Source organism: Bradyrhizobium sp. 76 (assembly GCF_023073025.1).
Classification (GTDB): domain Bacteria; phylum Pseudomonadota; class Alphaproteobacteria; order Rhizobiales; family Xanthobacteraceae; genus Bradyrhizobium.
Window position 1 is genome coordinate 1 of the sequence record NZ_JADPIS010000091.1, and the last position, 22,030, is coordinate 22,030.

Here is a 22,030-nt window from a genome sequence, read left to right on the forward strand (position 1 = left end):
TGGTCGTCTGCTCATCGTCTCTCCTGTTCACGGCGATTATCGCCGCCTTCAGGCAGAAACTCCACTTAGCGACCTGTTCAAATTTGCGAAGCCGGCTCTCTTGCCCTAGTTCTCACGCGAGCAGCACAACACGCAGATAGCCCAATGTCAATCTTGCAGCACAGCAATACCGAATTGGGCTAGTTAATGGCGCGTCGAGATCGCGAGAATTCGTGGTGAAGATAAGGAGCGTCGGCAAAGTCGCGGTAAACGCTGCATAATCGCGCGCAAGATGCTCTATTTTCCGAGCCAGAGTGCACTAGCTCAATGCGCGGCTGGTTACATTGCGGGCCGGAAATGCCGACCGCCTCGACGAAAAATGGCCCTGAACTCCGGATCTGCAGGAGCGATCAGCGCCCGCCTCTCTCAACATCCGGCGCAACTGACAACACCAAGAATTCAAGTGCTCGAAAAGGAAAGGCAACGAACAGCGGCGCTACGATGGGCTGAGTCGGAACACCCGGTCCCCGTCCATGGGTCTCTCGCGTACGAGGAGGTGATCGCGTTCGCGGACATGTCGCTGTACTCCCATCCTAACCACCTTGACGGAGCATACTGGAAGGCAAACGGCTGGGCCGCCGTCATCCAAGGTGTCGGTAATGCTGCAGTAGATTGCCGCGCGGCCTTGTCATACGGCGAAGGAGGTTTGCGCTTTGCGCGTTTTTGCGAGGTGCGACGAAGGTGCGCATCACTAACAGTGCGCACGAGTCAGTCGCCGTGGCGCCGCACATCGCCCATTTTAGGAACCCAGCCACTGGGCACGGTTACATCGCGACCCTGATACTGCGAACGGCTCCCTTACTCCCAAGCCGAGAGGGGAGCGTGGCCAGGTATTGGCATTTCGATTGGTGAAGACCGCCGCCTTATGCCTCGTTCTGGCGGAGCCGTTCCGCACCAACGACGGAAGGCAAAGGCCCTTGCGTCGAATATCTCATTCTCCCCGATATCTGGGCGGGCGCTTTTCAAAGAAGGCATCCATCCCCTCTTGCTGGTCCGAAGTCGCGAAGGCCACCCGAATTGCCTGTCGTTCGAATTCCACACCGGCATCCAGAGGCGTCTGATATGCGGCGAGCACGGCTGATTTGGCGAGTTCTACGGAGCGCGGCGGCTTCTGCGCAATGAGGCCTGCGATCTCGAGCGCTCGCGCGCTCGCCGTGCCGGTGGGGACGATGTCCGCGATGAGCCCGGCACGCAGCGCGGCCTGAGCAGAAATTGGCTGACCGCCCAGAACCATCAACATTGCCAATGATTTTCCTGCTACGCGGGTCAATCGTTGAGTGCCGCCGTCGCCAGGGATCACGCCTATATTGATTTCTGGCTGCCCAAACTGTGCATTCTCGCCCGCCACCACGATGTCGGCGAGCATGGCCAGTTCGTTCCCGCCGCCGAAACATACACCTTCAACGGCTGCAATGATGGGCTTCACGCAGGTCGTAATATCTCTCCAATTATTCCGCCTGATAGGGTTGTTGATGGCTTCGAACCCGCGCTGCTGCATTTCCTTGATGTCCGCGCCCGCACAAAAGAAGGCGTCACCTCCTGTGAGCACGATGCAACGTACATCCTCGTCGGAAACGGCAGTGCGGCAGGCTTGGGCAATATGTGCGATGAGTTCATTGCTCAGAGCGTTTCGTTTCGCATGTCTATTCATGCTCAACAGCCGAACATGTGGGGACGGCGTGGACGCGATGACGAGGTCTGATGTGGTCAAAGGATGATCCGTGAAGGTTTGGCTTGGAATTTATGGCGCTTCTTCGCGCTAGCCGCGAACGAAGGTCACGGCGGCTAGCCGAACGCCCTTCTATTGCGGGCCTCGGCAATGGCCTCGACTGAGAATCCGAATGAGGACAACACCTCGTCGGTGGCAGCACCGATCGGTGCTGGGTGGATCCGGATGCCTGGCGGGGTACGCGACAGGCTAATCGGAAGACCGGCCAACGGAACGGTTCCGCGCCCGGGTACATCTACTTGCCACATGATGCCATTGTGCGCAGTTTGGGCCTGACTGACGGCGTCCGCGATCTCATTGACGGCCGTGCAAAGGAGATCCACCTCAGACAGTCGCTGCACGACCGCCTCGGTCGTGAGTGAGGCTATCGCCTCCGCGCAATATTCCTGAACGGTCGAAAGGTTCGCAACCTGACCTTCGCGGGTTGACAGCTCAGGTCGCGTGCTGATGTCGGGCAGACCGAGCGCTTGGCACATCAGCCCAAGCGGATTGTCACGGAACAGCATAACCACCGAGACCCAGCCGTCTTTAGTTTTGAAGAAGATCGACTGACTGATCCAGTTCGTCTTCGTTCCGTAAATGCTCTCGCTCGCAATTTCACAGAGTTGCATGGCGAGTGCAACATCGTACAGACAGGTCGAGACGACTTGGCCGAGCCCAGAGGTTTGACGTTCAATAAGGGCGGCGAGAACACCTTGTACAAGCGACATTGCAGCGCCGTAGTCAACGATAGGCGAATTGGTCAAGTGAGGCGGTTGATGCTCTTCAAGCCCGCCGCGAGCAAGCCCGCTGAAAGCCTGCGCCAACATATCCTGGCCGGGCCGGCTCGCCAGAGGCCCGCTTTCACCGAAGCCGAACCCAGCGGCATAGACCAACCGAGGATTGCGCGCGCTCAGTTCGGGGAATCCGAGGCCTAGTCGCTCCATCACGCCCGGTCGGAAGTTATGCATGAGCACGTCGGCCTTATCGACCAGCTGAAGCAGGATTTCCTTGGCGACTGGATTCTTGAGATCCAAGGCGAGTGTACGCTTATTGCGTCCCATGGCTGCATAGTAGGAGCTCATTCCCCCAACCCGAGTCGCCTCGAAATCGAGCCCACGGGTGATGTCGCCCTGGGGTCTTTCGACCTTGATGACGTCCGCGCCGAGATCGCCCAAGACTTGGCCGGCAAGAGGGACCTGCATCACCATTCCCACTTCCAGCACGACAATTCCGTTGAGGGCGCCGGCTTTGGGGGCGAGCGTGTTGTCTGCGGGTTCAGCGATCACTTGGCGACCTCTCTAATGGATCTGATTTTGGTTGGCCACGAGCCGACACACGAAAGCTACAGCACAACCCTAAACAGGTCAAATCATATGCTAGCCCAATGTTTCATTGATATACCCCAATATATGTGGAATTGGATTGCGGCGCGGTCGAGCACTGTCCCCCGGGAATTCCGGTACCAACGCCGCTGACGCGTAGAGCGATGATGAATTCGCCATCGCGCCCGCATGGCATTTTTCGACAAACCTAATTTGGATGGACATCGATGACTTTGAATTACATCGCCGGGGAATGGCTTGCTGCGTCAAACGCAGTGCCGAACGTGAACCCTTCGAACACGTCCGACGTGGTCGGGGAATTTGCGCAAGCTTCGGCAGCCGATGTGGAGCGAGCGATTGACGCGGCATTCGACGCTTTGCGAGCCTGGTCCCATTCAACCATCCAGACCCGGCACGATTGCCTCAATGCGATCGCCGCCGAGATCCTTTCACGGAAGGAGGAACTTGGGCGGCTTCTCTCCCGCGAAGAGGGTAAGACCCTTCCAGAGGGGATTGGCGAGGTCACGCGTGCAGGACAGATCTTCCACTTCTTCGCGGGTGAATGTCTGCGTCTCCCAGGCGAGAAGCTGCCGTCCGTTCGCGCTGGGGTGGACGTCGAGATTACGCGAGAACCCGTGGGCGTTGTGGGGCTCATCACGCCCTGGAATTTTCCCGTCGCGATCCCTGCCTGGAAGATTGCTCCTGCTCTCGCGTGCGGGAACACGGTCGTATTCAAGCCAGCAGAGCTGGTGCCAGGATCGGCGCACGCGTTAACGGAGATCATCTCGCGCGCAGGTATTCCGCCAGGTGTGTTCAACCTCGTCATGGGCCGCGGCTCCGTCGTTGGTGAGGCCATGCTGAAGAATATCAAAATTGCCGCGATTTCATTCACCGGCTCGACCTCCACGGGGGAACACATCGCGCAGAGTTGTACGACGGCTCATCCGATGAAAAAGGTTCAGCTTGAGATGGGCGGGAAAAATCCGATGGTCGTTCTGGACGACGCCGACCTCAACGTCGCCATCGAATGTGCAGTGAACAGCGCCTTCTTCTCGACGGGCCAGCGTTGCACTGCCTCCTCCCGCTTTATCGTGACAGATGGCGTCCACGACGATTTCGTTGCGGCAATGGCAGAACGTATGAAATCCCTCGTAGTGGACGACGCCTGCAGAGCCGGAACCCACATTGGCCCGGTGGTCGATCAGCGTCAGCTCGATCAAGATCTCAGCTATATTCGTCTAGGCCAGGATGAAGGCGCCAAGCTCGTGGCTGGCGGCGAACTGCTTAGTCGAGATATGCCGGGCTTCTATTTATTTCCTGCCCTCTTCGCGGAAGTCGACAATCGAATGCGGATCGCACGAGAGGAAATATTCGGACCCGTTGCAACGGTGATCCGTGCTCGTAACTATGAGAATGCCCTGGAGATCGCAAACGATACCTCGTTCGGACTGTCGGCTGGGATCTGCACTTCGAGTCTGAAGTACGCGAGTCACTTCAAACGCAATGCTCAAGCGGGGATGATCATGGTCAACCTGCCAACCGCGGGGGTGGACTACCACGTTCCGTTCGGCGGCCGTAAGGGCTCGTCCTACGGACCGCGCGAACAGGGCAGATATGCCGCCGAGTTCTACACGACAGTCAAGACGTCCTATTCCTTCGGCGGCAACATCTGACCAGGTGCCACTCCCGGAAGACACAGCACAACCAGAATGCGCTTGGCGCATTCTGGTTTCAGATGATGGACATGTCAGCTTCGTTGGTGGGCTCTAACGATCCGGCCAATTGCCGCAAGGCCCACTCGAGATCCTCGATACGATCTGGCACGCCGATCGAGATTCGCAATCCCGAGATCAGCGACGGATCGACAAGCAGAGCGGAAGACGGCGTGGTGATCACTCCGCGTTGCAATGCTCGGGCGGCAACATGCTCGACGGCGCCACTCGGCAAATCCAGCCAGACGTGAAAGCTCGGTGGATGGTTGGGCCTAACATGCGGCCGTAGGATCTGTGAAGCGAGTTTGACGCGGTTCTTTGCTTCTTGTGCCAACGACTGACGCACCTTGGCGGCAAGGCCGTTCTCGATCCACTCGGAGGCGATCATGGAGGAGATGGGAGACGCCATCCAAACGGTCGCCCGCATGGCCTGATGGATACGGGGTATATACTGTTCGGGCACGACGAGCATGCCCAGGCGTAGGCCGGGCGCCAGACATTTCGACAGCGTATTGACGTAGAACGTCCGCTCCGGAGCCAGCGAGGCGAGAGGAATGCTGGCCTGGTCCAAGAAGCCGTAGGCATCGTCCTCGATGATTAGGATGTCGTGCTTGCGTGCAATTCGCACAATCTCCTGGCGGCGAGCGGCTCCCATGATTGTGGCCGTGGAACTCTGGACCGTGGGCATCGTGAACAGCACTCGCGCATTGCCCGAAGCCGCCGCTCTGTCGAACGCTTCCGGAACGAGGCCTTCGCTATCCATTGGAAGCCCGACCAGCTCAAGCTTGGCGAAATGAGCGTACGATTTCATGCCGTGGTAAGTGGCGGCCTCGACGAATACCTTGTCACCCGGCTGACAAATGGCGCTCAGTGTCAACGAGAACCCGTGTTGCGCCCCATTCGTGACGACGAGATTGTCAGGTCCGGTATCGAAGCCGGTATCGCGCAACAGCCTGGCGAACTGGCTACGATGATCCATCACCCCGGACTGAGAGAGGTAGCCGACATAATCGGAGATGTCACTGGGGAACGTCCACCTGCTATCTGCGAGCACTTTCGGCAACCGCGAGGGGCCTGGTATGTTCAAGCTCAGGTCGATCACCCGCCCGCGAGACTGGACGCTCTGGCGCTGTTCTGCAACAAACGTCCCTCGGCCAACGTGGCCAACGAGCAGGCTTCTGCGTTGCCCCTCTGCGTAGGCCTTGATCACCGTGCCGACGCTGAGACCGAGGCGCTCCGCCAAGTCACGCTGAGTCGGGAGTTTCGCCCCGACAGCAAGCGACCCGGACGAAACGTCCTTCTCAATAGCCTCGAGTAAACGGAGAAAAGCGGGTGCCTTGCCGGGGCGCAGTTCGGGATACCATTTTTGCATTTCAACCGCTTATCTTAGAGGACCTTGACCTTCAACTCCCGAGGCCGAGCTCGCAATCATGAATTTGGGCGAGAAGCCGCTGATTTTCAACGGATTTCCGGCGTGTCGAAAGACGGCGGAGCGCTCCGGATACAGGAGAGGTCAGTGACCGCCGCCTCGCCGCCCGGTCACTTGCTCCATGAAGGACCCAAGCGTCACTTAGGTAGACCTGCCTCGATTTTGAAACCTAAAGTACCTTGACCGAAAGGAGCTCCGTCTTTTCGTCCGCGATAAGTGGGTTGCGCAATGGTCGGCCAAACGCTTTCGATTCCACCTCGAAAACGTCACCGCTGCGCGGCCTGACCCCGGCGGCGAAGCTCAAAACGCTCGCGCCGAAGAAATGCACGTGAACATCACCCGGCCGACGGAAACCGCGATACTTGAAGTGGTGATGTTCAAGGTTGCGGATGGTATGTGACATGTTGTCTTCGCCGGAAATGAATTTGTCAGACCAGATCGTTGAACCGGCCCGCGATACGCGCACGGTACCCGTTACGTCACTCGGGAGCTCGCCGAGCAAGGCTTCGGGACCGTAAGAGCACTCGCGCAATTTTGAATGGGCGAGATAGAGATAGTTCTGCTGCTCCATCACGTGATCCGAGTACTCGTTGCCGAGGCTGAAGCCCACACGCAGGACCTCCCCTTGGTCGCCGATGACGTAGAGGCCCACGACCTCTGCTTCATCGCCGCCATCTTCGGCCCACGCCGGCAAACTAAGCGGATGCTCGGGAGGCACCGCCCACGAACCATCCCCCTTGTATGCCCACTCGGGCTGCACCCCGATGCTTCCATGATCCGGCTTGCCACCTTCAAGACCGAGTTTGAACATGCGCATCGAGTCGGAGAGATCATCTGCTGCTAATTTTGCGTGCATGGCATCTCGAGATTCGGCGCTTCCGAGATGCGTTAGGCCCGTCACGGAAATGGTGCAGCGGGACGGCTCCGCATGATCGAGCGGCAGAAGCAACCTCTTCTCGGCAACAATTTCGTCATAATCGACTTCTCCCTCACCCCCCCGTGCCGAAATAAGTTGTTCCAAGGACGCATCCGAGCGCGCGGCTTCCAGCGCAAGCTCGCGGACGCTCGTCGCATCTTTTACGACCACCGGCTGGGCACCATCATTGAGAATGGCGCCCACCTGCCGACGGCCTTCCGGCGTCACAAATTGAACTAGTCGCATCTCGCGTTCCTTACACCTCAGAGGGCTGCAGGCGACCGCTGAGCATCAGCAGCGCCTCAAACAAATAATAGCTACCGAAGATAAGCTCGGCATTTTTGACGTAGTCCTCGGGCCGAGAATCTTCCCGTTTGTTGAAGCAGCCCTCGACCAACATGCCGACGGGTCTGTTGTCATCGTCTCCCAACGGGGTGAGATAGCCATCGACGAGAGCGGCGGCCGTCTTTTCCGCAGCATCTTTGTATTTTTGACGCTTGCCTTCACAGGGCGCGACCGAACTCAGCTTGAACAGAGTAGACGCCATGAAGGCGCTCGCGGCTGTGTCTCGTTCAGTATTCGGGGCCGCAGGATCGTTGAAGTCCCAGTAAGAAATGCCATCGGCTGGCACGTGATCAATCCACCAATCCGCACCCTTGACTGCGGCAGCAAGGAAGCGCTCGTCGATGCCTCCCGAGAGGCAACTGATGGTCGCACCCAGCACGCCCCATGCCTGCGCCCTCGCCCAAACGCTGCTTTCGCTGTATCCCTTGTGCGTATAGCGTTGAAGCACTTCGCCACTCTGCACGTCTAGGGAAGAGGATTGAACGAAGGCACCATCTTCTCGTTGATGGATTGAGAGAACCCGGGCTGTATGTTTGGCGGCGACGTCCAGCATTTGGCTGTCGTTCGACTCCCTTGCAGCCCAAAAGAGCAGCAGAGATACGACCAGGCTATCGATGCTGCTTGCGGTCGCTCCAACATGTGATCCTTCTTCGGCATTCGCTCCGAGCGGCACCAAACCCAGCTTGGGGTCGAATCGATGTTTGATGTCTCTTGCCGCCGCGAGACCCAACTCTCGCGCTGACTTGCTTCCTCCGAGCAGCGCCCCCAGGCCCGCACCGTAGTAGAACGTCGCAGCCTTGAAGGCTGTGTCGGCATTTACGCGGGATACGAGACGCTTACAGACTTCGTCAGCCAAATGCTTGCAGCGCTCGCCCTCCTCGTCTCGCGACGCAAGCCACAACATTCCGAGCCAGTAGCCGCCGGTCCAATCACCATGAGCTGTCGTTCTCCAGATTCCGGTATTTGGATCAGCCCAATGCGGGAAACCATCGCCCACCTGCTGCGCTGTCGAACGAATGCGATCTTTGATGCGCTCGATCGCTTCATCCCAGTTCCTAGTCATCTCACGTCCTTGTTGCCGTTATCGGGCGCCTCTGTGGCCACTCCATACACATGGCAAGGTTTGCATGATTATTGAGATATATCAATTGCGGATTGGTTCAGCTCTCTTGGTTGACATCGGGGCATTGCCCTCTTATCGTCGCCCGACTAGCCCGCACTGGCTTGCCAAATTGCTCGTCGGGTCACGATTGGTGCGACGGTCTCGATCGCTGTCCTAAACAGCGCTCACATGGCCACTCGCGACTGGCTATCGGTCCGAGTCGCAACGGGCATCGGCCTCGAATACTGCGAACGTTCCCCTGCAGGAGCCGCGCGAATTCGTCCTCACAAGGCTAACGCAACGCCCAACAAGTTTCGGCTACGATCTGGCCGGACGCTTCGCGGTCGGAATGTACGAAGATCGGGCGGCGCCACCCGGCAAGAGCTCTACAATTGGTACAACCCTCTGTCGTGCCTAAGAGGAGGCCGGACATGCCGAAGATCACCCTTCCGAGACTGACGCGCGTGGAGGCTGAGCAGATATCAACGAGCATTGGAACGAAGACCTGCAGGTGCGTCGAGCCTGCGAGCGCCTCGGCCGACATGAGAGACCAGCTTCAGTAGATCGTTCGAGACGAACATTCCGCAGGTCATAGCCAAGATGAACAAGTTCTATCTTGAGCACCAAGAAAGTCTGCGTGCTTCTCCATCGCCGTCCTAGTTGTGTCCGGGATCGAGGACTTCGACTAGGAGGAGATCGCCGCGCCGTACAGACTTATCGGGTGTCGCACGCAGAATGCCGACCTGCTTTTACCTGCAATCTGATTAGTATGTCCGCGGAAGGACCGGATGGAGCCACACTCCTGCGAGTGCTTCGAAGATGGTCCCCCGCAGTTCAAAAAAGCACGCCTGCTCGGAAAGCTTCTGACGGAATGGGTGGCATCGCATGCCCTCACTGGCCCGGAACCTGAAAAAGAGGCCGCTGCTGGACTTCTCCAACAGCGGCTTAAGTCGAGGGAGGAAGCAGACAAGCCCGGTCTGCCAGCGGATCCGGCGTGCGCTCACATGTAGACCGGGTTCAAATCACGTGTAAGATCGGCGAATGATACGATGAGTAAAATCGGGTATAATGCGTTGAAAGTGACAGGCGTCGGGAAACTTGCCAGTCTTCTGCCCGTCGGCCGTAAAGGGGCGTCGTTGGAAATCTACGCACCATCTTTGCGCAGCCTTCCGAAGGGCTCCATACTCGTGATGGCTACCTTGCCCATTATCGATTGGAATGACTGTCTGCTGCGCGGCTTGCAAAACGTTTCCGAGATAACGCGCGCCCACACGTACGCGGCCATCATGATGATCGATCCGTTCGCGTGTTGGGAGGACGTTGCCGAAGCGTTGAAAAAAGCTGGGGTCAGCGGAGTAGTAAATTTCCCACCAGCGTCCATGATTGAGCGATCTGCGGCTGGCGAACCGGTCGATTCCGGCCAGGAGCTCGAACTTCGGCGCATGGAATGGTTTGCTAGCCTGGGGTTTAAGATCTTGTTCGCCGCTGCCGATGATGCTGCAATGATATCGGCAGAGAGACGACTTGGTCCGCATCTCCATGGCATTGTCTACTTGCCGGAAACGGCTCTCGCGCTGAGGATTTGCGACGAGATGGAATTGGCCAGGCTTGACCAACAGGGGTCGTCGACCCCAAAGTTCGCGCTCTTGGACGTGACAGCTTCAAGGCGGCCGTTGGGCAAAAACAAGAGGGCAACTGCTACTCCAAGATCCTCAGCCCCTTGATCTTGTTGTACAGAGTTTTTCTTGAGAGCCCCAGATACCGGGCAGTCTTCCCTCGATGCAGCTTGTTTCGTTTCAAGCCCTCGATGATCCACTCGCGTTCGGAGAACGCGCTTGTCGGCTTCAGAGGTGATGACGCCGTCAAGAGTGGCCTCAGGACATCAGCCGTAATGTGCGTTTGTTGCAACGTCACCAGCTGATTCACGATCTGGCGTAATTCTCTCAAATTGCCCGGCCAGTTGTGGCCTGCGAGCGCCAAGAACGCAGAATTTTCTATACCGAGCGTCTGGGCATTCGAATCTCCTTTAGCCTCCACCGTGAAATGCTGAACAAGTTGCGGAAGGTCCTCGAGACGATCGGGCAGCGGGGGTAACCCAATATCCAGCCCGGCAAATAGCGCAACAAGCCGAGGGCATAGTACAGCGTTAAGAGCCCCCCCGCGAGCAACGGTTGCAGTTGCAATGATCCGTGCAGAGGAACGTGCCAGTGCTACGCTATTCAGCGGCGTGAAACTGCCGGTTTCCAGATAGTCGGCAAGACGCTCTTGCCCGTCCCGCGACAATTGATCGACATGCATGAGCAGGATCGTAGAATCCGTTGCGGTTTCCAGGAGCGACACTTGGCGTCGCCTGGTCTCAGTCTGCCCGGCGCCGAACAGGACGCCGACCGTATCGATGGCTGGGCCGGGCCGACATTGAAACAGCGCAGGCTTGGTCAGTTTCTTGTCGCTGAAGGCGTGGACCAGACTGGCTATTCGTCGCTTTCCTGACCCCGCCTCGCCCCACACCAGCACAGGACTGGGATGGCCTGCCAAGCGCCTTGCGGTCTCGAGCACGCGCTTCATGATTGAGGATTGCGCGATCACACCGTGCCTGAATCCGCTCAGTTGGAGCTGACGCTCGAGAAGATCGACCTTCTCCCGCAACAAGTGAATGGTCTTGAAGCCTGAAGTCACCTCAAGGACCGACATTTCCAACGGGACGCGGTCGAGCGACGAGCCGCCGATGAAGCCCTGAACACCTGTTTCGCGGCAGATATCGAGGAGTTCGTCAGGCTTCGTAATTGGCCCGCCCCCCATCAGGCAGATCGTGTTCCTGTCGATGGATTGAGCGACGCGAGCAACAGCGCTTGTGCGCGCGGCGAGCTCGGACAGGCTGATCGTGGGGTCGCATCCGCTTTCGATCGGCCGGTTGAGATTGAAATTGATGCAGATGGCCTCGACGCCGGCTTCGACCATGCGCCTTGCCTCGGGCTGGGTGCGCGTATAGCCGATTGCCATCAGGCCGTGTTGTGCAGCTTTGACCAGGAGTTCGATTTCCCGCTCGTAGCCAAGGCCGGACTTTTCCAGCAGAGATCTTCTGTAGTCATCGATGTGGATCACGGAAGGAAAGTTGGTGACTCCGGAAAAGCCCCAGCTGATGATGCGCTCGAGAAAGCGGTCGATGTCGAGCTTTGGATCGAAGGTACAGGCCCCGAAAAAGACTGGCAATTTCGTTGAAGGCAGGATCTCGGTCCGACCGAAGCCAGCCACGAATTCGTTGCTGTTGCGGATCGGAAGAATTGAGGCAGGTGAAGAGCCACCCATTGCGCGAAACCGGCCAGCATTGAGCGCAAGCACGAAATCCGCGCCCGCCCGCTCGGCAGCTCTGGCGGCCATGCCTGATCCGATCCCCGCCCCGAGTACAAAAGAACGAGAGTTCCGGAAGAACCGCCTGATCCCGCCGCCCTTGACCTGGTCCACCCGCGTGTGCATGCCGTCCCGCCTCCTGCAGGGCAGGTCGGAAGGCTAGCTCCAATTTGCCGGCGCATGCAACCGTCGCAGCGCATTTCCGTTCATCATGAAGAGGTGGCAGTCCGCCGGCGAAGCCGCAAGACGAACCTTGCCCGACCTACTGGGCGCCGCCGCGTTCGGTGCCTTGGCAACCATCGATTCTCTGCCAGCATTGCCGTAGATGTAGGTGACGCTGCCAAGATGCTCGACGAAATCGACGTCGATCTCGATCCCAATATCGGTCTTCTCGGCCGCGGATGGAGAGAAATCATCGGGGCGAATTCCGACCGTGATCGGCTTGCCGACAAGCGACTGGTTCGGCTGGACGGGGACGAGGATTGTCGCGCCTGCATCGAGCTTGACGCCCATGCCCGTCGCGTGCGCTGATTCGATGTGGCCGCTGAGAAAGTTCATCTTAGGCGAGCCGATGAACCCGGCGACAAAGCGAGATGCCGGATTGTGATAGAGGTCGTGCGGACTGCCCACTTGCTCGATGTTGCCGTCCTTGAGTACGACGATCTTGTCGGCCATTGTCATTGCCTCGACCTGATCGTGGGTCACGTAGATCATGGTGTTGCCAAGCTGCTTGTGTAACTTGGCAATCTGCACCCGCATCTGCACCCGCAACTCAGTATCGAGATTCGACAGCGGCTCGTCGAACAGGAACACTTTGGGTTCGCGTACAATGGCACGCCCAATAGCCACGCGTTGCCTTTGTCCGCCTGACAGTTGCCGAGGCTTGCGTCCCAGCAGATGATCGATCTGCAAGAGTGATGCAGTCTCGGTGACCCTGGCCTCAATCCCGGCCTTCGGAACTTTGGCCATACGCAGGGGGAAGGCAAGGTTCTCGCGCACGGTCATGTGCGGATAGAGTGCGTAGCTCTGAAACACCATGCCGATGTTTCGGTCGGCGGCATCAACGTCATTGACGACTTCATTGTCGATCAAGAGCCGCCCGCCGCTGATACGCTCGAGCCCTCCGATCATTCGGAGCAGCGTCGACTTGCCTGAACCCGATGGTCCAACGAACACGACGAATTCGCCATGTTCAATGATCAGGTCGACATTCCGCAGGATTTGGATCGTCCCATAGGCCTTATTGATACCTTCCAGGCGAACGTCGGCCATCACGCTCTCCTCGGTCGCTGGCTTCCAATGGTGGCTCGGGCTATCCCAACCTCAGACAGGCTGGACACGATGAAATCGGGCGATACCAGTGAGGGATCATCTCGGGGCGGCACGCCGGTCGTGACCAGCACGGTCGGAAGCCCTGCTCTCTTGCCAGCCTGAATATCAGTTTGAATCTGGTCTCCGATCATCAAGGTGGCGCTGCGTACCGTGCCCAGGCGGGAAAGTGCAGTCTCGATCATATGCGGCTCCGGCTTACCAACAATCAAAGGCTGCACTTTCGTGGCAGCAGCCACGGCCGCGATCGTAGCTCCTGCCCCGGGCTCGAATCCACCTGCCGTCGGCAACAGGAGGTCGGGGTTGGTGCCAATAAAGGCTGCTCCATTTAGGATCGCGTCGACCGCAATCCGCAGCTTCTCATGCGTAATTTGTCGATCGAGCCCCATGACCACGGCGTCGGGCTTTCGATCCGTCACCTCGAGCCCCGCGTCTGTCATGGCTTTCGTAAGGGATGGCGCGCCGATGACGAATATACGCCCAAACTTCGGGTATGTAGCGCGGATGAGCTCGGCGGCGGTGATGGCGCTGGTGACCACGTCCTTCGGCGCAATAACAAGCCCAAGGCCTTCCAGTTTGCTGACGACATCTGCTGGCGTGTGCGTCGAGTTGTTCGTCACGAAGCAGATGGGCAATCCGGCTGCCTGCCACCGTCCAAATGCCTCCACGGAATCGACGATAGCCGCGTTGCCGCGGTAGACGACGCCGTCGAGATCCGAAATGATACCGTCCACTTGCGGCCAAATGGGGGGAGAAGCGACACTAGCCATTCATCAGCATCCCGCCATTCACGTGTACGATCTGCCCGGTCATGTAGGAAGCTGCAGGACTTGCAAGAAAAACAGCAAGACCTGCGATATCCTCCGGCACGCCGACCCGTCCGAGCGGGATACGGCCCCCGTGACGTGCCTCGGTTTCCTCGCGCGGGCGCCCATGCATCGGTGTATCGATGATCCCGGGCGCAATGGCATTCACATTGATCTTGTGTGGGGCACATTCATAGGCGAGCAGCTTGGTGAGGTCGTGAACAATTGCTTTCGACAAACAATAGTCGGCGCCGCCCGCCTGGTAGTTAAAGACTGCACCTTGGGACGATAGCGAGGATCCGATATTGACGATCCGGCCCCCTTTGTCCTTCATGAAGCGCTCGATCGCGAGCTTTGAGCAGCGCAGGACCGCGACCGAGTTGATCTGGATGGTCCGCTCGATTTTGTCCGCATCGCCATTCAGGAGCGGTTGGGCAGATTTGACGCCCGCATTGTTAACCAGCACATCGAGCCGGCCAAAGTGCTTGGCGACCGCGTCCAGAACCCTGTTAACATCGTCCTCGCTTGCGACATCCATCGCCATCGGTAGTACGCCGTTGCCATGGGGCAGGCTTGCCAGAGTGCTCCTGAGAGTTTCCAGGTTGGCATCGGTGGCAAGGACATTCGCTCCACCAGATCGAAACGCATTCACGATGGCAGACCCGATGCCGCCCCCGGCACCGGTCACGAGCACCGTTCTGTTTGAAACTGAGAACTGTTCGGTCATTCCAACTCCAGGATCGTTTGGGATTTCAGAAACTCGTCAACGGTCTCGGCGCTCGGCATGGAGCTTTGCGCGCCGCGTCTAGTCACACAGAGCGCGGCTACCGCCAGCGCTTTCCTAACTGCTTCTCTCAAGGGCAGCCGTTCGGCCAGTGATGCGGCGAATGCTCCGTTGAAGGCATCGCCTGCGGCGGTAGTATCGACCGCTCTCACGGGAAAGGCTCGCAGGGCAAAAGAGCGGGTCTTATCAGCATAATAGGCGCCCTGTGCCCCGAGGGTGATCAGCGCGGCACCTGGCCCGAGATCAAGAAGCTTGGACGCAGCGTGGGCGGCACCTTCAAAGTCGTCGACCTCGATACCTGTCAGCTCAAAAGCCTCTGTCTGGTTCGGTGTGACGAAATCAACACAGCTCCACGCTGTCGACGGAAGCCCGGACCTCACTGGCGCCGGATTGAAGATCAGCTCGAAGCCCTTGTCCCGCTTCAGCTCGAAGAGCCTGTTGAGCGCTCCGACCGGCATACCCATTTCGGCGACCACGATCGCATTGTGCTGAATGAATTCCGCGGCGTTCTCAATCATCTGCGGCGTGACGTTTAGGTTGGCGCCGGGATCTATGACAATCATGTTAGTGCCGTCGTCACCGACCATGACCAGAGCGGAGCCGGAGACTTCGCCCGGCGCGATTTTGATCGCGTCGGCGCAAACGCCGGCCTCTGTCAGGGACTGCAGGAGCCAATGACCCGCATCATCATCGCCAAGGCGCGTGTAAAAGTGCGGTCTCAAACCAAGCCGAGCCGCGGCCACAGCCTGATTGGCGCCTTTCCCTCCAGGGTGACGGGTCAGCGTTCCCATCAGGCTTTCACCTGGCGTTGGCAGCCGCTCGACATTGAAGCAGAGATCGAGGTTTGTCGTTCCGAAGAACATCAACGGCCTGGCACTCATTTTACAGCACCAAAGGTAAGGCCACGCTCCAGGTGGCGCTGGCCGATGACGATCAGGATCACGGGAATGATCATCGTCACGACCAATCCTGCCGCCATGACGGGATAGAATTGCACGCCCGGGTTTAGCAGCTTGAGCAGAGCGACGGTTACCGGCGCCTTGGTCGAAGAGAGGATCAGGCCGAGGGCAAAATTGTGCCACGCGAGCAGGAAGATGAGCAGAGAGGCCCCTATCAGACCGGGTTTCAAAAGCGGCAGCACGATGTGCAACACGACCCTGACCGGCTTGGCGCCATCCATGGCAGCCGCCTCTTCGATGTCCTTTGGGATATCTTCGATATAGGAGCGGCTCAGCCAAACGATCATCGGCAGTGTGACGACCTGGTAGACCCAGATCATGCCGATATAGGTGTCATACAGGCCAATCGTCTGGAAAACGCTGAACAGGGGGATGACGACCAGTAGGACCGGGGCAAAGCGGAAGCCCAGAATGAAGAAGGCAATGTCTTCTTTGAGGGGAATGTCCCGCCTTGCCAGCACGTAGCCGGCAGGGACCCCCACGAGCAGGGACACGAAGACAGAGCCAAGCGCTATGACGACGCTGTTCGTGATCGGGGTCAGGAAATCGATCTTGATAGTGCCGTAGCTGGTTGCTCCGGCTTGGGCGACGTCAAACAAGACGCGAAAGTTTTCCAATGTCGTCGAGAACAAGAAGGTCGGCGGCCAGGTCATGACCTCTGCCTGCTGCTTGAGCGACATCATCACGATCCAGACAAGCGGGAAGGCCAGGATCAATGCGCAAATGCCGACGAGCAGGTTCAGGATCAAATTGACGGAGGCGGCGCGTTTCAGTCGCATACGTTGGCCCTCAGCTGACGCGCTGCCGCACGACGCGCCACAGCTTGACCATGGCGAACGTTCCCACCAGCACGATGATCCAGTTGACGACCATGAGGGCTGCACCACGCCCGAAGGCGAGATTCTGGAATGCGATAATGTAGGCGCGCACGGAAAGAACGGAGGTGCTATCTCCAGGCCCGCCTTGCGTAGTGCCAAAAATGATGTCGAACTGATTGAGCGATTCGATCAGTCGAAACACCGCGGCGATCAGAATGTAGGGAGCGATCAGCGGCAACTCGATATGCACAAAGGTTGCCCACCCCTTTGCGCCATTGACACGCGCGGCCTCCCTCACTTCTTCATTGATACCCTGAAGGCCTGCGAAAATGATCAGCGCAAAGAATGGCGTGTAGGTCCAGACGTCAATCAGGACGAGCGAGAACATTGCGGTGTTGGGATCTGAAATCCATGCAAAACGGGCGATTCCTGCAAGCGAGAGCAGATAGTTAAGGATCCCGCTTTGCGGGTCCATCATCGTCGTCCACATGAGCGCTACGCTCATCGGAGGCAGCACGAGGGGCAAGAGGATGACCGGCCGCATCAGCCGTGCAACGATGACTTCGGTCGCGAACAATTTTGCAAGTGCAAGACCGAAGGCAGCCTCCGCAACCACCGCCGATCCGGCGTAGACAAGAGTTGCCCGAATGCTGTTCCAGAAATCATCCGACTTGATCAGCGCTGCATAGTTGTTGAGGCCGACGAAGTGGACCAGCGGTCGACCGAACTTGAGATCCGTCAGCGACTGAAAGACGCCATAGAAGAACAGAAAAAGAAAGCCGAGCAATATGGTGATCGCTGGCCCTATCGCGGCGATGCTCCACCAGTCAAGATGCGACTCCTCGGCGCGCGCGGCCGCCTTATCGTTTGACGCAACAAGTGGGCTGGCTGAAGACTGCAGCGTCACGAGCCCGTCGGATCCTCGAAGGTCCATCTCAGTCTATCTCTAAAATGCATGGGGCGGCGATGAGCTCGCCGCCCCATTTGTTTCACATTGACGAACGGATTTCCGAGGCAAGGGCGGCCAGCGTCGCCTTCACGTCGGCTCCGTTGACCATTTTCTGCATGGCTACGGCCCATGCGTTCATTGCTTCGGCAAAGCCGACGCGGGCTGTGAAGGCGAGTTGCGCCCGTTCCTGCACGGTTTTAAACGTGTCTACGAAATTGTTGAACTCTGGCTTTGCCGCATAGTCGAGCCAGGCCTTGTCGCTCCAGGTCGAGGCGCGCGGAGAGTTGACGAGCTTGCCGGCGATGGCGCCGTTCAGCTCGACTTGCTTCGATGTTGCCCATTGGATGAACAGCCAGGCGGCTCCTTTTTTCTGGGACGCAGCGTTCATCGCAAGCGACCAGATCCAGATATTCGACTCGAAGTTCTTGCTAGTCGGTGCGTGCAATGGGGGTGCGAACGCGATTTTGCCGGACGCGGGCTTGCCAGCCACGTCGTTCCAAAACCCGAACATATTAGAATCAATCGCCATCGCGGTGCGCCCTGAATTGATGCCATCAACGACCTGGTACCAGTTGTCATTGGCAAAGGACGGCGCCGCGCATTTCTTGATCATGTCCACATAGTCTTTGTGGAAGGCGATCGACTCGGGCGAATCCAGCCCTGTCTCCAACTTGCCGTCCTGGACGACGAAATCATGCACGCCATAGGACCTGGCAATCGAGATGGCAGCTGTGTGGATGCTGCTCCAAAAGCGCACGCCGCGCACGCCCAAAGGGGTGATGGCGGGATCCGCAGCCTTCAGCTTTTCGCAGGCGGCGGACATCTCTGGCGGAGTCGTTGGGACCCCGATGCCGTATTTGGCAAGTATGTCCTTACGGTAGAACAGCTGGATGTTCTCAAAGCCATGCGGGATCGCCCACACCTGCCCGCTTCCCGGCTCGATTTGGCCTTCCTTGACTTTCCAGGTCAGCGCATCCCGCAATGCAGGGAAGAAATCCTTGTAGTCGTAGCCCGCGGCCGTGAGCTTAGCGTCGTTCAGATACTGATCGAGCGGCTCGAGCAACTGGCCCGGTGCGAGATCCCAGGCCGGTTGAATGCCCGTGCCCACCACGTCCCAGCTGCGGGATTTTGTACTGAGCTGGATGGTCAGCTTATTCCAATAGGCATCGTCGGGATACAGTTCGGGCGTCACCTTGATGCCGGTGAGCTTCTCGAATTCCGGCAACTGGGCCGCGACCGCGTCGGCATACGGATGAATGTCGTAGGCCCAGACGATCGACGTACCTTCGAACTGGCGCCAGTTGATGTCGTCCGCCTTAGCTTGGGAAAACGCCATGGCCGTTCCGGCCAAAAGCGTGGAGCAGATGAGAGCTTTTTTTGCAAAACTAGCCGTATGGCCGCGCAAAGCGGCGAGCGTCCTTGGCATGATTCCCTCCGATGGGGTCTTTGGCCCGCAAACCACGCGCCCCCTCCTCTTCAAGCGGCCGCGGCGTTACCGAGGCTAATCTTCGCGCATCCAACGAAAGCGGCCTTTGAGGCTCGGATTGGGTAAGGTTGGGTAAGTCAAAAAGTCGGGCGATTGGGAAAGTATCAATTGGAAGAAGCGGAGTTTGGAATGGGCCCCGGTTGACGACAACAGCCTGGCGACCGCTGTGATGGCTGCGTTTATATCCCAGTTCGAGACGAACAGCACTAAGGCGCACAGGGCGAGCATGGCGATCGATGCTCCGTTGCCGTATACGATATGCGGCTTCTGGAGCGCGATCCAAGCGGCGATATGATGGGCGTTAGTGCAGCCAAGAGTAAGCGCTCAGCCGGGGCCCTATTGAGCCTGGCTTGACGCCTTGCGGAAGCGCCACGGCATGAGGTCGCCGATTCTGCTATGGGGATGGCCGTCGAGGATCGCCTCGAGTGTTTCGGCGATGTAGGCGGCCGGATTGACGTCGTTGAGCTTGCAGGTGGCGACGATCGACGCGAGCAAGGCCCAGTTTTCTGCCCCGATTTCATGACCGGCGAAGAGAGCGTTTTTTCTGGTCAAGCAGACTGGCCGGATGGCGTTCTCGACCGGGTTGGTGTCGAGCTCGAGACGCCCGTCTTCGAGGAAGCGGGTCAGCCCCTGCCAATGATTGAGCGCATAGCGGATATCCTCGGCGAGGGTCGAACCGCTGGAGATCATCGACAGCTGTTTTTCGAACCACGACTTCAACGCGGCTACCATTGGCAGCGAGTGCTCCTTGCGCGCGGCCAACCGTATGTCCGGCGATGAGCCGCGCACCATGGCTTCGATGGCGTAAAGCTGCGCGATGTGCCGAACAGCGGCCTCGGCGATTGGTGACTTGCTGTTGCGCACCAATTTGACGAAGCGCCGGCGCAAATGGCTCCAGCAATGCACGAGCGTCCATGGCCCTTGCGGTCGAACGACTTCGTTCAGCCGGTCATACCCGTCATAGGCATCGCATTGCAGGTAGCGTCCGCCAAAACCGTCGAGGAACTGCTCAGCAAAGGCACCGCTGCGACCGGGGGCATATCGGAACAGCACGATTGGCGGACTTGCCCCGCTGTGGCCGCGGTCGTCTGAGGCGATCGCCCAGAAGTAGCCTTTCTTCGTTTGGCCGCGCCCGGGATCGAGTACCGGCGCCTTGGTCTCATCCATGAACAGCCGATCCGCCATGGCCAGGTGGTGGCGCATGTGGTCGGCGATGGGCTGAAGATGGAAGCAGGCGCGGCCAGACCAGTTGCCCAGTGTCGCCCGATCAAGCCGGATTCCCTGGCGCGCATAGATCTCGGCCTGACGGTAAAATGGCGTATGGTCGCCAAATTTGGAGACGATCACGTGCGCGATGGCCGCTTCGGTCGGCAGCCCGCCGGGCACGACGTGCTCCGGTGCGTGCGCCTGCACGACGGGGCCCGAGCAGCGGCGACAGATATATTTCGGGCGGCGCGTGACCAGCACGCGCCATTGCGCCGGGATCACGTCAAGACGCTGGCTGACGTCCTCGCCTATCTTCGTCATGGCGCCGCAACCGCACGGGCAAAGCGTGCTCACAGGCTCGATAATCCGCTCCACCCGCGGCAAATGGACAGGCAAGCAGCCGCGATTGCGATGAGAACCATGATCTGGCGCGTTCCGTGATCGGCCCTGGATCGCCGCCTCGGCTCTCTCCTGCGCGGCATCCAGGATGCCTTGCGCGATCTCCACGTCTTCGAGCGGCAAATGATACTGATCTGGTCGCAGCTTCTCGGATTTCGCGCCGAACCTGTCGCGTCGCAATTCGCCGAGAATGATCTCCAGGCGGCGTCGGGCTTCTTCCGACGCCGCCAGCGCCCCCTGATGCTCGCTCAAGGCCGCCTGCGTTTGCGTCAAAAGCGCCTTCAGGCGTTCGTTTTCGTCGCGTAGCGCCGCGATGCTCATGCGCTATTTCGAGCACATCGCCGCCGCGTGTGCCACGATCAAAATAGCTGCCGAGTCATTCTGCCGCAGTTATCCCGCCGCCTGAGGGCGCCGTGCTTCTTCCGGGCGGACCAATCTCCAATCCAGCCCTTCGAACAAGGCAGCGAACATCGCGGGCGACATTCGCATCACGCCGTCTGCGATCGTTGGCCAAACAAACTTGCAACCTTCGAGGCGCTTGTGCACCAACACCAGGCCCGTTCGATCCCAGACCAAAATCTTGATCCGGTCCGCTCGTTTCGATCGGAACACGAAGGCTGCGCCGCTGAACGGATCAAGACGGAGCACCTCCTGCACCTTTGCCGCAAGCCCATCGTGGCCACAGCGGAAGTCGATCGGCCGCATTGCAACGTAAATCTTCAGATCAGCACCGGCCCCAATCATCGTGACGCTCGCACCGCACGGATCACCCGGGAGAGCTGCTCACCATCAATGTCCGTATCCGTCCGCAGCACGACATCACCGATCGCGATCTCAAGCTTGATCGCCGGAGTCTGACGCTCCTCCAACGCATGTTCCACGACCAGCGGCGCGAATGTCGGCGGGGACGCCTCGCACGGCGGCAACATGCCTCGTTGTCGAAACCGCCGTCGCCAATCGTAGATCTGCCAGCGCGTCGCTCCGTGCTTGCGCGCCACCTCGGACACCTGGGCACCGGGCAACAGACTCTCGGCGACGATCCGAGCTCTCTCAGCTTCCGAACGCACGCGGCGCCCCGACGGTCCTTCAAGAACTTCCAGCCGCCTCACCAACCGCGCCGATGGGCCGTCCAAATGGACGTCCTTTTTGCTGTCCAATCCCATCCCAAACCTCCGTCCAAGCCGGAGGCTTCTTCGCATAGTTATCCATATCCCGAAGCATGGGTTCCGGCTAAGCGCTTACAGCCAAGAGGTATGGGCGTAGCAATATTCGCGTTGAAGCGGTCGCCGCCCTGCACTGCAATCGTGTCAGGAGAAAGCGCTCAAATGAGTCTGCACCTACTCCATCCCGTCACAGGTGGAGAAGTCGTG

At 58.8% G+C, this 22,030-nt stretch carries 18 protein-coding genes; 2 read left to right on the top strand and 16 right to left on the bottom strand.

Translation table 11 applies throughout. The annotated features are described in order from the left end of the window. Positions 1–970 precede the first annotated feature (970 nt). A complete protein-coding gene (locus tag IVB48_RS22655) occupies positions 971–1,750 on the bottom strand; it encodes an enoyl-CoA hydratase-related protein (RefSeq protein WP_247403079.1) in 780 nt (259 codons plus the stop codon). Positions 1,751–1,824: 74 nt separating this feature from the next. Continuing rightward, a complete protein-coding gene (locus IVB48_RS22660) occupies positions 1,825–3,036 on the bottom strand; it encodes a CoA transferase (protein WP_247337848.1) in 1,212 nt (403 codons plus the stop codon). 263 nt (positions 3,037–3,299) lie between these two features. Here IVB48_RS22660 and IVB48_RS22665 point away from each other — a divergent pair, with 263 nt between their 5' ends. Continuing rightward, on the top strand, positions 3,300–4,745 hold the full coding sequence (locus IVB48_RS22665; protein WP_247403081.1) for an aldehyde dehydrogenase family protein: 1,446 nt from the start codon (positions 3,300–3,302) through the stop codon (positions 4,743–4,745). 58 nt (positions 4,746–4,803) lie between these two features. Here IVB48_RS22665 and IVB48_RS22670 read toward each other — a convergent pair whose 3' ends face one another. From IVB48_RS22670 to IVB48_RS22680, 3 genes are all read right to left on the bottom strand, one after another. Further along, positions 4,804–6,156: a PLP-dependent aminotransferase family protein gene (locus IVB48_RS22670; protein ID WP_247285578.1), complete on the bottom strand. Its 1,353-nt coding sequence runs from the start codon at positions 6,154–6,156 to the stop codon at positions 4,804–4,806. 226 nt (positions 6,157–6,382) lie between these two features. Next, a complete protein-coding gene (gene araD1, locus IVB48_RS22675; RefSeq protein WP_247285577.1) occupies positions 6,383–7,375 on the bottom strand; it encodes an AraD1 family protein in 993 nt (330 codons plus the stop codon). 10 nt (positions 7,376–7,385) lie between these two features. Continuing rightward, positions 7,386–8,537 carry a glycoside hydrolase family 88 protein gene (locus IVB48_RS22680; RefSeq protein ID WP_247403083.1) on the bottom strand — a complete coding sequence of 384 codons (1,152 nt, stop codon included), beginning with the start codon at positions 8,535–8,537 and terminating at the stop codon, positions 7,386–7,388. A 1,088-nt stretch (positions 8,538–9,625) separates the two neighbouring features. Between IVB48_RS22680 and IVB48_RS22685 the strand changes: the two genes are divergently transcribed. Then, the gene (locus IVB48_RS22685) at positions 9,626–10,300 is read left to right on the top strand and encodes a hypothetical protein (RefSeq protein ID WP_247403085.1); all 675 of its coding nucleotides are present in this window, start codon (positions 9,626–9,628) and stop codon (positions 10,298–10,300) included. On the opposite strand, the gene IVB48_RS22690 is transcribed toward IVB48_RS22685, so the two are convergent. The 11 genes from IVB48_RS22690 to IVB48_RS22740 form a co-directional block, all read right to left on the bottom strand. Then, positions 10,275–12,050, bottom strand: coding sequence for a phosphoenolpyruvate hydrolase family protein (locus IVB48_RS22690; RefSeq protein ID WP_018457744.1), 1,776 nt, complete (start codon positions 12,048–12,050; stop codon positions 10,275–10,277). The two genes, IVB48_RS22685 and IVB48_RS22690, sit on opposite strands and share 26 nt — an antisense overlap. A 33-nt stretch (positions 12,051–12,083) precedes the next feature. Beyond that, complete coding sequence (gene ugpC / locus IVB48_RS22695; protein ID WP_247285573.1) at positions 12,084–13,196, bottom strand: sn-glycerol-3-phosphate ABC transporter ATP-binding protein UgpC; 1,113 nt, start codon at positions 13,194–13,196, stop codon at positions 12,084–12,086. Beyond that, positions 13,196–14,023, bottom strand: a complete 828-nt coding sequence (locus tag IVB48_RS22700) for an HAD-IIA family hydrolase (protein ID WP_247403087.1) — start codon at positions 14,021–14,023, stop codon at positions 13,196–13,198. Before IVB48_RS22700 ends, ugpC begins: the two co-directional genes overlap by 1 nt. Next, a complete protein-coding gene (locus IVB48_RS22705) occupies positions 14,016–14,786 on the bottom strand; it encodes an SDR family oxidoreductase (protein ID WP_026233437.1) in 771 nt (256 codons plus the stop codon). Before IVB48_RS22705 ends, IVB48_RS22700 begins: the two co-directional genes overlap by 8 nt. Continuing rightward, on the bottom strand, positions 14,783–15,724 hold the full coding sequence (locus IVB48_RS22710; protein WP_018457748.1) for a ribokinase: 942 nt from the start codon (positions 15,722–15,724) through the stop codon (positions 14,783–14,785). The genes IVB48_RS22705 and IVB48_RS22710 overlap by 4 nt, the downstream gene beginning before the upstream one ends. Next, entirely contained in the window at positions 15,721–16,581 is an 861-nt protein-coding gene (locus tag IVB48_RS22715) for a carbohydrate ABC transporter permease (RefSeq protein ID WP_247403089.1), read from the bottom strand. Before IVB48_RS22715 ends, IVB48_RS22710 begins: the two co-directional genes overlap by 4 nt. A 10-nt stretch (positions 16,582–16,591) precedes the next feature. Next, on the bottom strand, positions 16,592–17,527 hold the full coding sequence (locus IVB48_RS22720) for a sugar ABC transporter permease (protein WP_247403091.1): 936 nt from the start codon (positions 17,525–17,527) through the stop codon (positions 16,592–16,594). Between the two features lie 82 nt (positions 17,528–17,609). Further along, positions 17,610–18,995: a sugar ABC transporter substrate-binding protein gene (locus tag IVB48_RS22725; RefSeq protein ID WP_247403093.1), complete on the bottom strand. Its 1,386-nt coding sequence runs from the start codon at positions 18,993–18,995 to the stop codon at positions 17,610–17,612. A 396-nt stretch (positions 18,996–19,391) separates the two neighbouring features. Then, positions 19,392–20,981: an IS66 family transposase gene (locus tag IVB48_RS22730; protein ID WP_247403096.1), complete on the bottom strand. Its 1,590-nt coding sequence runs from the start codon at positions 20,979–20,981 to the stop codon at positions 19,392–19,394. A 69-nt stretch (positions 20,982–21,050) separates the two neighbouring features. Next, entirely contained in the window at positions 21,051–21,404 is a 354-nt protein-coding gene (gene tnpB, locus IVB48_RS22735; protein WP_247368121.1) for an IS66 family insertion sequence element accessory protein TnpB, read from the bottom strand. Next, the gene (locus IVB48_RS22740; RefSeq protein WP_247403100.1) at positions 21,401–21,823 is read right to left on the bottom strand and encodes a transposase; all 423 of its coding nucleotides are present in this window, start codon (positions 21,821–21,823) and stop codon (positions 21,401–21,403) included. The genes tnpB and IVB48_RS22740 overlap by 4 nt, the downstream gene beginning before the upstream one ends. Positions 21,824–22,030: the final 207 nt, after the last annotated feature.

Coding starts and splice junctions, on each gene's coding strand:
- IVB48_RS22680 (WP_247403083.1), bottom strand. CDS start 8,537: ATGACTAGGAACTGGGATGAAGCGATCGAGCGCATCAAAGATCGCATT.
- araD1 (WP_247285577.1), bottom strand. CDS start 7,375: ATGCGACTAGTTCAATTTGTGACGCCGGAAGGCCGTCGGCAGGTGGGC.
- IVB48_RS22710 (WP_018457748.1), bottom strand. CDS start 15,724: ATGAGTGCCAGGCCGTTGATGTTCTTCGGAACGACAAACCTCGATCTC.
- tnpB (WP_247368121.1), bottom strand. CDS start 21,404: ATGATTGGGGCCGGTGCTGATCTGAAGATTTACGTTGCAATGCGGCCG.
- ugpC (WP_247285573.1), bottom strand. CDS start 13,196: ATGGCCGACGTTCGCCTGGAAGGTATCAATAAGGCCTATGGGACGATC.
- IVB48_RS22665 (WP_247403081.1), top strand. CDS start 3,300: ATGACTTTGAATTACATCGCCGGGGAATGGCTTGCTGCGTCAAACGCA.
- IVB48_RS22730 (WP_247403096.1), bottom strand. CDS start 20,981: ATGAGCATCGCGGCGCTACGCGACGAAAACGAACGCCTGAAGGCGCTT.
- IVB48_RS22705 (WP_026233437.1), bottom strand. CDS start 14,786: ATGACCGAACAGTTCTCAGTTTCAAACAGAACGGTGCTCGTGACCGGT.
- IVB48_RS22725 (WP_247403093.1), bottom strand. CDS start 18,995: ATGCCAAGGACGCTCGCCGCTTTGCGCGGCCATACGGCTAGTTTTGCA.
- IVB48_RS22715 (WP_247403089.1), bottom strand. CDS start 16,581: ATGCGACTGAAACGCGCCGCCTCCGTCAATTTGATCCTGAACCTGCTC.
- IVB48_RS22685 (WP_247403085.1), top strand. CDS start 9,626: ATGAGTAAAATCGGGTATAATGCGTTGAAAGTGACAGGCGTCGGGAAA.
- IVB48_RS22700 (WP_247403087.1), bottom strand. CDS start 14,023: ATGGCTAGTGTCGCTTCTCCCCCCATTTGGCCGCAAGTGGACGGTATC.
- IVB48_RS22670 (WP_247285578.1), bottom strand. CDS start 6,156: ATGCAAAAATGGTATCCCGAACTGCGCCCCGGCAAGGCACCCGCTTTT.
- IVB48_RS22740 (WP_247403100.1), bottom strand. CDS start 21,823: ATGGGATTGGACAGCAAAAAGGACGTCCATTTGGACGGCCCATCGGCG.
- IVB48_RS22690 (WP_018457744.1), bottom strand. CDS start 12,050: ATGCACACGCGGGTGGACCAGGTCAAGGGCGGCGGGATCAGGCGGTTC.